Below are 13,547 nucleotides of genomic sequence, written 5' to 3'. Positions count from 1 at the left end.
CGCGCGTCAATGCGGGCGCGTTCGCGGGGCTTCGAGCGGGGCGGGCGTTGGAATCGTTGGCGGAATCCGGGCGAGTTCGGATGATTGAGATTTTCGTTCGACGGGACGGGCGGGGTTTGAGGCCCGAAAGGGTTTCATCACGGAGAGCACAGCGGGTTCACAACGGACACGACGGGACCGCGCGCGCGTCCGCAGCGCCGATCGGTCCCGGTGGGAGCGGGGGCCAGAAGGTTTGGCGGCGGAGCCGCGCTTCCTTGCTGGGCTATCGGGGGTGAGCGGTCGGCGACCTGTCCGTCCGTTCGGTGTCGTCGTGTCCGTTGTCAACCCGCTGTGCTCGCTGTGATGAAACCCTTCCGGCCGACCGGTCCCGTCCCTAATCCCCGTGCTTGCCGACGCTTTCCCATTCGGGCGGCGCGGCCCTGTGGATCCATTGTTCGGAGACCAGCCAGCCCTTGAAGGGGCGGAGCACCAGGACGCAGGCGGCCGCGATCAGGGGGAAGGTCACGGCGAAGTGGACCCAGATGGGGGGCTGGACCGTGAACTCGAAGGCCATGAAGGCCAGCATGCCCAGGACGCCGATCGCGCTCATGGCGAAGAAGGCGGGGCCGTCGGCGGGCTCTGCGAAGCCATAGTCCAGGTCGCACACCGGGCAGCGGTCGCGGATGGTCAGGAAGCCCTTGAGCAATGGGCCCTGGCCGCAGCGGGGACAGCGGCAACGAAGGCCGGTCGACAGGGTCGACAGGCGGGGCCATTCGGGGGTGTGCGGCGAGGTCATGCGGGCTCCTGACGGCACGGGTCTCGGCCTTACGGCACAACGCTTCAAGGGGCGTTCGGTCACATCCCGTTAACCGCGTCGAAAGGGCGATCCGGCAAACAGGGATCGATATGGCCGGCGCGCGCTCCAGGACCGCGATGGGACGGACCTCGACGGCGCTGGGCGTCGCGGGGACGATCGCGCTCGCCCCCGTGCTGGCGGCCGTCGGACCGGTGCTGGCGCAGGAAGTCGGCGCCGCGCTGGACCCCGTCACCATCCGCGTCGGAGCCAACGACGGCTTCACCCGCATCGAGTTCGCCGGCGTGGTGGGGTCGCGATCTCGCATCCGCCGCGAAGGCCAGGCGGTCATCGTGCGCATCGGCTCCACCGCCGCGCCGGACGTCAGCCGCCTGAAGGTCGACCCGCCGCCGGGGGTGGAGAAGGTCGAGACCCGCGCGGCGATGGACGCCACCGAACTGGTCGTGACCCTGGCCGAGGGCGCGGACGCCCGGTCCGGCATGGCCGACGGGGCGGTGTGGCTGAACCTCTATCCGGCCGGAGCGGCGACCCCGCAGACGACCGCGAGCGCCGTGCCGGCCGGCGGGGCGGTGCCGGTGGTGGCGACGACGGCGCAGGACCGCGTCACCCTGGACTTCACCTGGGGCGCGCCGGTGGGGGCGGCGGTGTTCCGCCGGGGCGAGGCGGTGTGGATCGTGTTCGACACGGCCGCGCGCATGGACATGAGCCGGGCGCGGGACCTGGGCCCCGCCACCGACGCGCGATGGGCGACGGGGCCGGACTATACCGCCCTCAGGATCGCCGCGCCCGAAGGGCTGGCGGTCACGGCGAGCGGGCAGGGCGCGACGTGGAGCGTGACCCTGGGCGGGCCGCCGGGCTCGGCGTCGGGCGTGACGGTGGACCGCGAGGACGCGGGCGCGACGACCCTGGTGGCGCAGATGGCCGGGGCGACCAAGACCGTGTGGCTGACCGATCCGATGGTCGGCGACCGTTTCGCGGCGGTGACGGCCCTGGCCCCCGGCAAGGGGTTCGGCGACCGGCGCAGGACCGTGGACCTGACGCTGTTGCCCACGGCGCACGGCCTGGCGGTCGAGACGCCGACGGACGACCTGTCGATCCGGGCCGAGGGCGATCTGGTGACCCTGGGGCGGCCGGGTGGCCTGACGCTGTCGCCGCCGTCGATGGCGCTGGAGGCGGCGGCGCCGGTCGAGGCCGAGACGCCGAGGAAGGCCGAGCATCCGGCCCTGATCCTGGCCGAATGGGCCGGGGTGGGCGACGAGGGCTTCACCGCGCGGCACCGCAGGCTGCAGGACGCGGCGGCCGAGGAGAGTATCGCGGCCTCGGACAATCCGCGCGCGCCGATCGCGGCGCGGCTGGCCTATGTGCGGTTCCTGGTCGGGTCGGGGTTGGGGTACGAGGCGGTCGGCGTCGTCAACGCCATGTTCACGCAAATTCCCTCCCTGCAGGGCGAGCCGGAGCTGAGGGGGCTGCGCGGCGCGGCGCGGGCCTCGATCGGGCGGGTCGAGGAGGCGACGCTGGATTTTGCCTCCGGGGCGCTGGCGGGAGATCCGGCGACCAAGGTCTGGCAAGGGTATCTGGCGGCCGAGCAGGGCGACTGGGCCGGGGCGCGGCTGGCCTTCGCCGGCGGGGCCGAGGCGATCGACAAGTTTCCGGCCGAGTGGCGGGCGCGGTTCGGGGCGGCCCATGCGATGGCGGCGCTGGAGACTGGCGACCTGACGGCGGCGCGGGCGCTGCTGGCCTACAGCTTTTCGCAGGAGGCCCCGGCGGCGGACCAGCTGACGGCGCGGCTGGTGCAGGCGCGGCTGTTCGAGATCGACGGCCAGAGCGAGCGGGCGCTGGCGGTCTACAAGGCGATCGCCCGGGCCCCGCTGGACGGGATCGCGACGCCCGCCAAGCTGGGCGTCATCAAGATCGAGATGGCCAAGGGGACGATGACGGCGGACGTGGCCGCGGGCCAGCTGGAGCAGTTGAAGTGGCGCTGGCGCGGCGACGCGACCGAGCTGTCGGTGATCCGGACGCTGGGGGACCTGTATCTGTCGCAGGGGCGATACCGCGAGGCGATGGACACGCTGAAGCGGGCGGGCAACCGGCTGGCGAACCTGCCGGGCGCGGTCGAGCTGCAGGCCGATCTGACCGAGGCGTTCAAGGCGCTGTTCCTGGACGGGGCGGCGGACGGACTGCAGCCGGTGCAGGCGCTGGCGCTGTTCTACGACTTCCGCGACCTGACGCCGGTGGGGGCGGACGGCGACGAGATGGTGCGGCGACTGGCGCGCCGGCTGGTGGACGTCGACCTGCTGGACCAGGCGGCGGAGCTGCTGAAATACCAGGTCGACAATCGGCTGGAGGGGGTGGCCAAGGCCCAGGTGGCGACGACCCTGGCGACCGTGCTGCTGATGGACCGTCAGCCCGAGCCGGCGCTGCAGGCGATCTGGAGCTCGCGCACCACCCTGCTGCCCAGCGCGCTGAACGCCGAGCGGCGGGCGCTGGAGGCGAGGGCGCTGATGGAACTGGGGCGCCACGACCACGCGCTGGAGACCCTGGCCGACGACCGTAGTCCGGAGGCCCAGGCGGTGCGCGCCGACATCTTCTGGAAGCAGGAGAAGTGGGGCGATGCGGCGGCGCTGTACGAAGGGCGGCTGGGCCAGAGGCACGCCGACACGGCCACCGCCCTGACGCCGGACGAGGAGAGCCGGGTGATCCGGGCGGGCGTCGGATACTCGCTGGCGAGGGACGCGGGCGCGCTGGGGCGGCTGTCGGCGAACTATCGGCCATTCCTGGCCAATGCGCGCTCTGGGGCGGCGATGCGGATCGCGCTGGACGGACTGGACGGAATGGGGGGCGTCGCGAGCGCCCGGGACTTCGGCGGGCTGACCGCCTCGGCGGATACCTTCGCCGGCTGGGTCGCGCAGATGAAGACGCAATTGAGAGAGCGGACGGGGGGCAATCCTCCCCCGTAGGGGGAGGGGGACCGCGAAGCGGTGGAGGGGGTTCGACCCCAAACACCGAAGGCGCGGCTTGCCCCCTCCGTCACGGCGCAAGCGCGCCGCGCCACCTCCCCCAGAGGGGGAGGATTTGTCTCTTACTTGTTGACGGCGTCTTTCAGCGGCTTGGAGACGCGGAAGCGCACGGCCTTGGAGGCGGCGATCTTGATGGTCGCGCCGGTGGCGGGGTTGCGACCTTCGCGGGCGGCGCGGGCGGCGGTGTCGAACACGCCCAGGTTCGAGATGCGCACGTCGCCGCCGCCGATCAGCGACGAATGGATGTTCTTGACGATGGCTTCCAGCACGCGGCCGGCGTCGGCCTGCGAGACACCGGCATCCTTGGCGACGGCGGCGATGAGTTCAGCTTGGGTGGTCATAAGGGTCGTTTCCCGAAAAGCTCGCCCCGATTCCCGGGAGCGATGACGGGGGGATCAACGCGCCTTTCGTCGGACAATGCAAGCGGGAATGCCGCTGAAACCCTTTGAGGGCGGGGTTCTAGCCGGTTCCGGAAGCCTGTCGGAAGCTCTCGACCAGGCTGCCGGCGACCAGTCGCCAGCCGTCCACGAGCACGAAGAAGATCAGCTTGAACGGCAGGGAGATCACCACCGGAGGCAGCATCATCATGCCCATCGACATGAGCACGCTGGCGACCACCAGATCGATCACAAGGAACGGAACGAAAAGGAGAAATCCGATTTCGAAGGCGCGCTTAAGCTCCGAGATCATGAAGCTGGGAACGATGACCCGGAGCGGCAGTTCGTCGGCCGTGGTGGAGGTCTCCAGGCGGCTGAGGCGGGTGAACAGGTTGAGGTCGCCCTGGTCCACCTGGGCCAGCATGAAATCTTTCACAGGTTCCGACGCCAGATCGAACGCCTGGGGCAATTCCATCTGCTGATCCATCAGGGGACGGATGCCCGAATCATAGGCGTCCTGCCAGGTCGGGGCCATGACGATGGCGCTGAGGAACAGGGCCAGAGACACCAGAACGGCGTTCGGCGGAGACTGCTGCATGCCCAGCGCGGTGCGCAGGAGGGACAGCACCACGATGATCCGCACGAAGCTGGTGGTCATGATGACGATGGACGGAGCCAGCGACAGGACGGTCATCAGACCGACCAGCTGGACCACCCGCTCGGTCAGGCCGGCCCCGGTGCCGAGATCGATGTTGATTGCCGATCCGGTCGCGCCGGCGGCGGCCGCGTCCTGGGCCAGGGCGGCAAGCGGCCAGGCGAGGCAGAGCAGGGTGACGAGGGCGGAAAGCTTCAGCGCACGGGAGAGTTCGGCGCGGGTGGGGACACACAGGACCCCTCTCCCCTCGTGGGAGAGGGAGGCCGCGCACGACGGCCGCTTGGCCGTCGTTCTGGCGCGGGCGGGTGAGGGGGGCGGTGCGGAGTGCGCGGAAGTATACCCCTCACCCTTTCGCGCAAGTCCGATCGCTGACGCTCTCGGGCGCTCAAGCCCTCTCCCACAAGGGGAGAGGGGTCTCATTTGGAGATCCCCTTGGGCTCGATCAGTTCCTTGCCCTCGCCCAGCAGGATGACGCGCTCCTCGTCGTCGATCTGGACCAGGACCAGGCGGCGGGCGGGGTCGAGGACGAGGGTCTCGACCACCTTCATGCGGCGCTCGCCGCGCTCGGCGTTGAGGCGGGCCATGAGCTGGGGGGCGTAGCGGCGGGCGGCCCAGGCGGCCAAGCCGATCAGTCCCAGGGTGAAGGCCAGGCCGAAGATCGCCCGGGCGAGATCGAGGAAGTTCATGCGCGAAAGGGCCTGCGGAAACTGACCGGAGCCTTAAGGATCAGGGTTAACGCCGCGTTTAGATAAGGCCTCGTTAACCACGCGCAGGGCATTTTCTGCCTATCCGCAACCTGGGACGATCCCGATGGGCATCGCCGACCTGCCGCTGCTGGGCCAGATCAAGGGCCGTCTGTCCTGGCTGGACGAGCGCCAGCGCATGATCGCGCAGAACGTGGCCAACTCCGACACGCCCGGCTACGTCGGGCGCGACCTGGCCATGCCCGCCGACTTCGCCGCGGCGATGCGGGCCGGCGGGGGGCTGAGGATGGCCCAGACGCGGCCGGGCCACATGCCGGTCGGCGGACCCAACGGAGCCCCGGTGGCGCGGTTCACATCCGAGGCGTCGCCTGATTCGGAAACCACGCTGGATGGCAACGCCGTGGTGGTCGAGGAGCAGATGCTGAAGATGGCCGAGAGTCGCATGGCCTATGACGCCGCCATCGGCCTGTACCAGAAGTCGATGTCCATGCTGCGCCTGGCGGCCAAGCCGCCGGGCCGATGAGGAGCCGATAGATGCCTGATCCGATCAACGGCAGAGGTGGCGCGCCGCGGAACAGCGCCATGCAGGTGGCGGCCTCGGCCCTCACGGCCCAGCAATCGCGCATGCGGATCATCGCCGAGAACATCGCCAATGCCGAATCGACGGCGCGCACGGCGGGCGGCGAACCCTATCGTCGGCAGGTGCCGGTGTTCGAGGCGCGCAGGCTGGACGGGGCCATGGGCGTCTCGCTGGCCGAGGTGCGGCCCGACCAGCGCGAGTTCCGCAGGGACTATGACCCCTCACATCCGGCGGCGGACGCGGACGGATACGTCCTGCGGCCCAATGTCGACACCCTGATCGAGGCGATGGACATGCGCGAGGCGCAGCGCGCCTATGAGGCCAATCTGAACGTCATCGAGACGGCGCGGTCGATGGAGAGCCGCACCCTCGATATCCTGAAGCGATAGGACGTAGCCGATGAATCCCTTGATGGCGGCCCGGGCCTATGCGGCGACGCAGGGCGTTGGCGGGGCCAGTGCCGGTGCCGCCGTGGCCGACGCCGGTGGGCCGGAGTTCTCGCAACTGCTGCAGAACGTCATGGGCGATATGACCCAGGCGACGCGCGCCGCCGAGACCCAGATGACCCAGACGGTCCAGGGCCAGGGCTCGATGATCGACGTGGTCACCGCCGTGTCGGCGGCCGAGGCCTCGCTGGAGACGGTGATCGCGGTGCGCGACCAGGTGATCTCGGCCTATCAGGAAATCATGCGGATGCCGATTTAACCGTTCCCTTCTCTCTAACCGTTCCCTTCTCCCCTTGCGGGAGAAGGTGGCCCGGAGGGCCGGATGAGGGGTGAAACACCGCCGTTCGACGGTTAAGCTCCGGCCATGCTGAAGCCGACGGACAGAATGCGCGCAGCGGCTCGAAGAGGACGCTCCGACCCGACGCGTCCGGAGGCGATCTTCTGGAAGATGCTGCGAGATCGTCGGCTGGAGGGGCTGAAGTTCCGGCGACAGATGCCGCTCGGACCCTGTATCGCCGACTTCGCCTGCCCGTCGATCAGGCTGATCGTTGAGCTTGACGGCGGGGTTCACGACCTTCGGCTGGAAGCGGACGCCACGCGCGACGCCTGGCTGACGAAGAACGGCTGGACGGTTCTGCGCTTCCGGAATCAGGCGGTGCTGACCAACCCGTCGATCCTGTTCAACGCCGTGCTGGACCACGCCGCCGCTCGGAGCTGAAGACCGAGTTTCACCCCTCATCCGGCCCTCCGGGCCACCTTCTCCCGCAAGGGGAGAAGGACCGCTTGGCGCGTGACCCCTCCTCCTGCTAACCCGCAGCGCATGAAAATCCCTCGCATCGCCTGGGCGGCCTATGGGTTCGCCCTCGTCGTCGTGATCCTGGATCAGATCACCAAGGCCTGGATCCTCGGGTCGGCGGACGTGTCAGACCCGGCCCTGATCCCGGGCGGCTATCGGTTCGCCGAGGTCATTCCGGGCATCCTTTCCTTCACCATGGTTCGCAACACCGGCGTCAGCTTCGGCCTGTTCGGCGGGGGTGAGGCGCGCTGGGCGCTGAGCGGGTTCTCGATCCTGGTCGCGGGCACCCTGGCGTGGTGGGCGCTGAAGGCCGAGCGGCGCATGCTGGTGGCGGCCATCGGCCTGGTCATCGGCGGGGCGATCGGCAATGTCATCGACCGCATACGATTCGGCTATGTGGTGGACTTCGTCGACTTCTCCCAGACGGGCCTGTTTCCCTGGGTGTTCAACGTGGCCGACAGCGCCATCACCGTGGGCGTCGCCCTGCTGATTCTCGATAGCGTGATGGCGGAGAAGAAACCCGCCGTTGGCGAGGCCCACGAAAAGGCGTAATCACCCGCTCTTTCCTGGATCTTGCCAGAAGCCGACAACGCGCGAACATCCGTGCCGGAGCCGAAACCGACCATGCGTCTGCTGACCGTTTCCCTCGTCGCCCTGTCCGCCGTCGCCCTGACGGCGTGCGGGGGCCTGCGTCAATCCATCGGCCTGACCAAGGTGGTGCCGGACGAGTTCGTCACCGTGTCCACCGCGCCCCTGACCGTGCCGCCGGAATACGGCCTGCGCCCGCCGGCACCCGGCCAGCCCCGGCCGCAGGAACTGGCCCCGGAAAGCGCCGCTCGCCAGATCCTGCTGGGCCAGCGCCAGGCCGTCACCCGCACGGCGGGCGAGACCGCCCTGGTCACCGCCGCCGGCGCCGATCGGGCCGACCCCCTGGCCCGCTATGTCATCGACGACGAGTTCGGCGACCTGGCCCACAAGGAAGAGAGCTTCGCCGATCGCGTGCTGTTCTGGCGCCGCGACGATCCCTCGACGCAAGGGCCGACCCAGACCCAGACCGCCCAGGGCGCCGTCACCATCGACGCCGCCACCGAGGCCGCGCGCCTGCAGGCCCTGACCGGGACGCAGCAGTCGATCCTGATCCAGCCGCGTCGCGACGGCGGCTTCAAGCTGCCGGGACTGTAGGGCGCGACGCCACGTTCTCCCACGCTCCGTCATCCTCGGGCTTGACCCGAGGATCGGACGTCGGACACGGCGAGCGACTGGGCAGAGGCACGGACGAGTGTGCCTTCATTCAGCATGACCGCTGCTGAACGTCCGATCCTCGGATCAAGTCCGAGGAAAGCGGAGCGTAGGGTGAGGGTTGCGCGCCATGTGTCCGTCCTTAATGTGGACGCACCTTCCTGGAGCCCTTCGTCATGCCCAACATCCTGGATCGCCCGGACCTGAGCGGGGTCGAGCAGCTTCGCCTCGCCTTCCTGGGCGAGGAGCTGATGGCCCCGATCGCGCGCACGCTCGACTATCGGATGGTCGAGGTCGAGGAGGGGCGGGCGGTGTTCGAGGGCACGCCGACCCGGGCCGTCTACAACCCCATCGGCACGGTCCACGGCGGCTGGATGGCGACAGTGCTGGACTCGGCCTGCGCGTGCGCCGTGCATTCCATGCTGAAGGCCGGGCAGATCTATACGACGCTCGAGATCAAGACGGTTTTCCACCGGGCCCTGACCGAGGGCGTTCCCGTGCGCTGCATCGGTACCGTCATTCAGGTGGGCCGAAAGGCGGGCTTCTCGGAAGCCCGCCTCGAGGGGCTGGACGGCAAGCTGTATGCCACCGCCACCTCCACCTGCCTGGTGATGGACCGCCCGGCCTAGCGGCCGTCAGGCCGCGTCGACCAGGACGATCTCGGCGTCGTTGACGGCGGTGACCGTCAGGGTGTCCTCGCCCGTGATGGCCGCGCCATCGCGGGCGTTCAGCGTCACGCCGTTGACCTCGACCACGCCCCTGGCGGGAACCAGATAGCCACGACGGGCGGCACCCAGAGGGTAGGTAGCGCTTTCGCCCGCCTTCAGCGTCGCGCCCACAACGCGGGCGTCGGTGCGGATCGGCAGGGCATCGGCGTCATCCTCGAAGCCGGAGGCCAGGACCACGAACTGACCGGCGCGGTCGCCCTTGGGAAAAGGCTTGGCCCCCCAGGCGGGCTTTTCGCCACGACGGGTGGGCTCGATCCAGATCTGGAAGATGCGGGTCGTCTCGGGCTCGACATTGTATTCGGCGTGGCGGATGCCGGTGCCGGCGCTCATCACCTGAACATCGCCGGCCTCGGTGCGGCCCTTGTTGCCCAGGCTGTCCTCATGGGTGATGGCCCCGTCGCGGACATAGGTGATGATCTCCATGTCCGAGTGGGGGTGGGGCGGAAAGCCAGAGTTGGCCGCGATCTCGTCGTCGTTCCAGACGCGCAGATTGCCCCAGCTCATGCGGGCGGGGTCATGGTAGCTGGCGAACGAGAAATGGTGCTTGGCCTTGAGCCAGCCGTGGTCCGCGCCGCCCAGGCTGTCGAAGGGTCTGACCTCGATCATGTCGTCTCTCCGTCGGCGGGCCGTCCCGCCGCGATGTTGCTGTAGGGCAGGATATAGGAGGGGCGCGGGAAACTGCAACAGTGTGGGTGGTTGATGCGAAGTCTCCTCCCTGTCGCGCAGCGATGGGGAGGAGACGGGTAGGCCTCACCGCAGATCATACGTCCCGGTGATGTCGATGCGGACGGTCAGCTGGCCGCCCGCGACCTGGGTCGCCGCGCCGTCGGCCATCTCCGTGCGGGCGTATTGCAGCATCGGCATGGGCGGCGCGGGCTGGTAGCCGCCGCCCTCGTTCAGCGAGCGGATGCTGCCCAGTTCGACGCCCAGGGCCTGGGCATAGAGGCGGGCCTTGTCCTGGAGCGCGCGGACGGCCAGCACCCGGGCCTGGTCCTCGGCGGCCTTGGGGTCCTGGAGGCCGAAGCCGATGCCGTCGATCTGGTTGACCCCGGCGGCCACGACCGCATCGGCCACATCGCCCACCTCGGTCAGGTCCATGATGTTGACGGTGACGCGGTTCGACGCCTGATAGCCCCTCAGCCGGGGCGGCTGGTTGTTCACATAGTCGTACTGAGCCGACAGGTTCAGGCCCGAGGTCTGGATGTCGCGCTCGTCGATGCCGGCCCGTCCCAGGGCGGCGAAGACCTCGGCCATGCGGTTGGCGTTGTCGGCCATGGCGGCCCGCGCGGTCGGGGCCTCGGTGGTGACGCCGAAGGTGATCGTGGCCATGTCGGGCGCCACCTTGACCTCACCGTGGGCCGAGAGGTTCAGGGCCGGCTGGGCGGCCATGGCATGCACCTGCATCGGCGGGGTCGGCGCCGACTGGGCGAGGGCGGCCGGCGCGGACAGTGCGACCAGGGCGGCCCCCAGCATCAGGGCAGGAAGGGTTCGGGTCATGGACACAGCCTTTTTTCGGAGACGAGCGCGTGCGACGGCCGCTGTCTCCCGCGCGGCCGTGACGGATCCTTGCACGGGAACGCCTGAACCGCCGCACGGCTCCGCTTGCAGGCTTCGTTCATCGCGGTGACATCGCGGTAAGGTGCTGCTAGGCGAAGCCATCCCCCGGGGGCCCGTAGCTCAATGGTTAGAGCCGACCGCTCATAACGGTCTGGTTGCAGGTTCGAGTCCTGCCGGGCCTACCACCTCCGTAAAGAAAAGGCCCGACCTGCGAACAGGCCGGGCCGAGGCTCTCTCTGGAGAAGAGGGGGATCAGAAGGCGAAGGAGGCCGTCACGCGGAAGGCGTGGGTGTCGAAATCCGAACCCGAGCGACGCTGGTCGGTGCCGCTCGCATTGCCGGTCAGGAAGGGGCTGGTCGCCGGTCCGCCGGCGACGCGGACGGTGAAGTCCGAATCGTCCTCGATGCTGGTGTAGAGGTATTCGACGCCCAGCCGCAGGACCTGGGTCACCTGGGCCTCGACGCCGCCGCCGAGCTGGAAGCCGGTGTTCTCGACGCCGTTGCTGGTGGGCGTGAAGGTGTTGACGCCGTTTGAGGTGTTGTACTGGTTCTCGAGGCGGGCATAGACGCCGCCGGCGGTGACGTAGGGCAGGAAGCGGCCCATGTCGTAGCCGACCCGGCCGCGCACGGCGGTCATGTAGTCCAGCGACCGCTCGAACGAATACTGGGCCGGCGTGATGCTGAAGGCCGTCACCGTGTCCGAGGCGTCGCTCATGGTGAACTCGCCGACCACGCCGAACACGATCGGACCCGACTGCCAGTCATAGCCGGCGCGGAAGGAGATCTCGCCCTGGCCGTCGTCGTCGTCCTGACACCCGGCGGCGGCATTGTTGCTGTTGGGCGCGCCGCCGCAGAAGCCGGGGCTGAAGGCGTCGGCGCCCGTCGTGGTGCGGACCGTGTCGCCGAAGGTGCCGTTCAGGTCGGTGTCGAAGGGGGTGGTCTCCGACTCTTCGTCGTCGACCATGGCATATCCGCCGGCGATGCCGACATAGCCGCCCTGCCAGTCCTGGGCGGCGGCGGGCATGGCGACGAGGGCGAGGGCGGCCGCGCTGACGGCGGCGAAGGTCTTGGTCATGGTCTATCGTTCCTGAGGCGGCCGCTTTCCGGGCCTGACAGCGCAACTACGCGCGAGCCCGGATTTGGACGCATCGGTGCCCGGACACCGCCCGCGAAACGCCGGACTGTGGCCTAGCGGTTACGCCAGCGGGCCTCGCCCTGGTGCCGGTCGGACTCGATGTAGCGGCCCGAGCTGTCGTACCAGCCATAGCCCTGCTGGAAGCGACCGTAGTTGTCCGGCTGGTACGAAAAGTCGTCGTAGGGGTCGCCGTAGGCGCCATCCATCTCGTCCCACCAGTCGCGGGGATAGGGGGAGTATTCACAGACCCATCCCTGGTCCGGACGTTGGGTCCACTGAGGCTCGTAGCGGTCGCGGTAGCGGGGGCGATAGGTCGGGCGGCACAGGGGGCCGTCGGACCAGACGCGGTTGCCCGACGCGTCGATGTTGGCGCGGTACTCGCGATAGAAGACGTCCAGCACGCCGACGAAGCTGTTGTTCCTGACCACCGCCAGGCCGGACACGGCCGCCAGGCCGATGGTCCGGGCCCGAACGCGGCTGTCCAGCAGGGTCAGCTCGCCGTTGTAGAGCACCAGCCCCTTGTCCGAGCGGCAGATCCGCGACCCCTCGATGGAGACCGAGGCGCCTTCGACGGCGACGCCCTCACTGTAGCCGCAGATGCGGCTGTTGGTGACCTCGACCCGGCCATAGTCTCGGCGCGAGCGGACCAGCAGGCCGATGGCGCGGGGACCGAAATTGTTGGGGGTCTCGACGCCGGACAGGGTGACGGAATCCAGCCGCGAGGGCTCGCCCGATCCGGGGGTGATGTCGATGCCGGACTGGGCCCCGGTCACGACCGTCTCCCACGCCGTCAGGGTCGCGCCGTCGGCGACGATGGCGGGCGCGACGGTCTGGGCGTCGATGACGGTGTCGCGCAGATCGACCGTGCCGCCGTCGGCGTAGATCGCCGCCTCGTCGCCGACGTGGCGGAAGCCGACGCGGTTCATGACGATGTCCGCGCCGTAGCCGACGACGCAGGCGGCGTCTCCGCCGTTGGGCGAGGCCAGGACGACGTCGCGCAGCTCCAGCCGCACGCCTTGCGCCACCGTGATGCAGGGCAGGCCGTCGGGGGCCTGGAGGGTGGGCGCGGGGTTCTGGTTCCAGCGACGCGGGTCGAAGCCGCCCTCGCCGATGATGGTCATGGGCTTGTCGATGTTGAGCCAGCCGACGCAGGCCCCGGCCCGCGCCCGGATCACCAGGGTGCCTCCGGGGCGGACCCGCTGGACCGCCGCCTCGACCGCGCCGGTGCCCGGGTTGCCGCCGCAGTCGACCAGGACGATCTCCTCCTGGCCCGCCGGATAGTGGACCGGGGGCGGGGCGTAGCCGGGACGCCAGTCGGGACGATGATTGCCATAGGACCAGCGCCGGTTCTGGCGCGGCCGGCTCTGGCGCGCGGGCGGGTCCAGCAGCAGGCCGAAGTTGGGACGGGTCTGGCTCTCGACCCGGGCGGCGGTCTGGGCCTGGGCGTCGGGGGTCGCGACCGCGAGACCGGCGAGGGCGATCAGGGCGGAGGCGGCGACGGCGAACGTCTTCATCGGATCA

The 13,547-nt window shown here is 69.6% G+C and carries 16 protein-coding genes and 1 tRNA gene; 9 read left to right on the top strand and 8 right to left on the bottom strand.

What is annotated here, in order from left to right:
- Positions 1 to 373 precede the first annotated feature (373 nt).
- Positions 374 to 775, bottom strand: a complete 402-nt coding sequence (locus ABN401_RS15425) for a DUF983 domain-containing protein (protein ID WP_349685754.1) — start codon at positions 773 to 775, stop codon at positions 374 to 376.
- 110 nt (positions 776 to 885) lie between these two features.
- On the opposite strand from ABN401_RS15425, the gene ABN401_RS15420 reads away from it, so the two are divergent.
- Entirely contained in the window at positions 886 to 3,750 is a 2,865-nt protein-coding gene (locus ABN401_RS15420; RefSeq protein ID WP_349685753.1) for a hypothetical protein, read from the top strand.
- A 122-nt stretch (positions 3,751 to 3,872) separates the two neighbouring features.
- Here the strand turns inward: ABN401_RS15420 and ABN401_RS15415 are convergent, their stop codons facing one another.
- The 3 genes from ABN401_RS15415 to ABN401_RS15405 all read right to left on the bottom strand — a co-directional run bounded on the left by ABN401_RS15415 (position 3,873) and on the right by ABN401_RS15405 (position 5,528).
- On the bottom strand, positions 3,873 to 4,151 hold the full coding sequence (locus tag ABN401_RS15415; RefSeq protein WP_209322515.1) for an HU family DNA-binding protein: 279 nt from the start codon (positions 4,149 to 4,151) through the stop codon (positions 3,873 to 3,875).
- 118 nt (positions 4,152 to 4,269) lie between these two features.
- On the bottom strand, positions 4,270 to 5,076 hold the full coding sequence (fliP, locus tag ABN401_RS15410; RefSeq protein WP_432763572.1) for a flagellar type III secretion system pore protein FliP: 807 nt from the start codon (positions 5,074 to 5,076) through the stop codon (positions 4,270 to 4,272).
- Positions 5,077 to 5,258: 182 nt separating this feature from the next.
- A complete protein-coding gene (locus ABN401_RS15405; RefSeq protein WP_349685752.1) occupies positions 5,259 to 5,528 on the bottom strand; it encodes a FliO/MopB family protein in 270 nt (89 codons plus the stop codon).
- Positions 5,529 to 5,652: 124 nt separating this feature from the next.
- Between ABN401_RS15405 and ABN401_RS15400 the strand changes: the two genes are divergently transcribed.
- The 7 genes from ABN401_RS15400 to ABN401_RS15370 all read left to right on the top strand — a co-directional run bounded on the left by ABN401_RS15400 (position 5,653) and on the right by ABN401_RS15370 (position 9,236).
- Positions 5,653 to 6,069: a flagellar basal body protein gene (locus ABN401_RS15400; RefSeq protein WP_349685751.1), complete on the top strand. Its 417-nt coding sequence runs from the start codon at positions 5,653 to 5,655 to the stop codon at positions 6,067 to 6,069.
- An 11-nt stretch (positions 6,070 to 6,080) separates the two neighbouring features.
- Positions 6,081 to 6,515 carry a flagellar basal body rod protein FlgC gene (flgC, locus tag ABN401_RS15395; RefSeq protein WP_349685750.1) on the top strand — a complete coding sequence of 145 codons (435 nt, stop codon included), beginning with the start codon at positions 6,081 to 6,083 and terminating at the stop codon, positions 6,513 to 6,515.
- 10 nt (positions 6,516 to 6,525) lie between these two features.
- Entirely contained in the window at positions 6,526 to 6,831 is a 306-nt protein-coding gene (gene fliE, locus ABN401_RS15390; protein ID WP_349685749.1) for a flagellar hook-basal body complex protein FliE, read from the top strand.
- Positions 6,832 to 6,936: 105 nt separating this feature from the next.
- Positions 6,937 to 7,290: an endonuclease domain-containing protein gene (locus ABN401_RS15385; RefSeq protein WP_432763571.1), complete on the top strand. Its 354-nt coding sequence runs from the start codon at positions 6,937 to 6,939 to the stop codon at positions 7,288 to 7,290.
- Between the two features lie 102 nt (positions 7,291 to 7,392).
- Positions 7,393 to 7,920, top strand: coding sequence for a signal peptidase II (gene lspA / locus ABN401_RS15380; RefSeq protein ID WP_349685747.1), 528 nt, complete (start codon positions 7,393 to 7,395; stop codon positions 7,918 to 7,920).
- Positions 7,921 to 7,992: 72 nt separating this feature from the next.
- Positions 7,993 to 8,550 (top strand): DUF3035 domain-containing protein, encoded by a 558-nt coding sequence (locus ABN401_RS15375; protein ID WP_349685746.1) that lies wholly within the window; start codon positions 7,993 to 7,995, stop codon positions 8,548 to 8,550.
- Between the two features lie 233 nt (positions 8,551 to 8,783).
- Entirely contained in the window at positions 8,784 to 9,236 is a 453-nt protein-coding gene (locus ABN401_RS15370; RefSeq protein ID WP_349685745.1) for a PaaI family thioesterase, read from the top strand.
- Between the two features lie 6 nt (positions 9,237 to 9,242).
- Here ABN401_RS15370 and ABN401_RS15365 read toward each other — a convergent pair whose 3' ends face one another.
- On the bottom strand, positions 9,243 to 9,941 hold the full coding sequence (locus ABN401_RS15365; protein WP_349685744.1) for a pirin family protein: 699 nt from the start codon (positions 9,939 to 9,941) through the stop codon (positions 9,243 to 9,245).
- Positions 9,942 to 10,085: 144 nt separating this feature from the next.
- Positions 10,086 to 10,832 (bottom strand): SIMPL domain-containing protein, encoded by a 747-nt coding sequence (locus tag ABN401_RS15360; protein WP_349685743.1) that lies wholly within the window; start codon positions 10,830 to 10,832, stop codon positions 10,086 to 10,088.
- A 169-nt stretch (positions 10,833 to 11,001) separates the two neighbouring features.
- On the opposite strand from ABN401_RS15360, the gene ABN401_RS15355 reads away from it, so the two are divergent.
- Positions 11,002 to 11,077: transfer RNA gene (locus ABN401_RS15355), tRNA-Ile, on the top strand.
- Positions 11,078 to 11,144: 67 nt separating this feature from the next.
- Here ABN401_RS15355 and ABN401_RS15350 read toward each other — a convergent pair.
- Both ABN401_RS15350 and ABN401_RS15345 read right to left on the bottom strand, forming a co-directional pair.
- Complete coding sequence (locus ABN401_RS15350) at positions 11,145 to 11,966, bottom strand: outer membrane protein (protein ID WP_349685742.1); 822 nt, start codon at positions 11,964 to 11,966, stop codon at positions 11,145 to 11,147.
- 113 nt (positions 11,967 to 12,079) lie between these two features.
- The gene (locus ABN401_RS15345) at positions 12,080 to 13,540 is read right to left on the bottom strand and encodes a right-handed parallel beta-helix repeat-containing protein (RefSeq protein ID WP_349685741.1); all 1,461 of its coding nucleotides are present in this window, start codon (positions 13,538 to 13,540) and stop codon (positions 12,080 to 12,082) included.
- Between the last annotated feature and the right edge of the window lie 7 nt (positions 13,541 to 13,547).

It is taken from the genome of Brevundimonas aurifodinae, from assembly GCF_040195595.1.
Classification (GTDB): Bacteria; Pseudomonadota; Alphaproteobacteria; order Caulobacterales; family Caulobacteraceae; genus Brevundimonas; species Brevundimonas aurifodinae.
The sequence above is the reverse complement of the archived record's forward strand: the minus strand, read 5'-3'. Positions and strand labels throughout refer to the sequence as shown.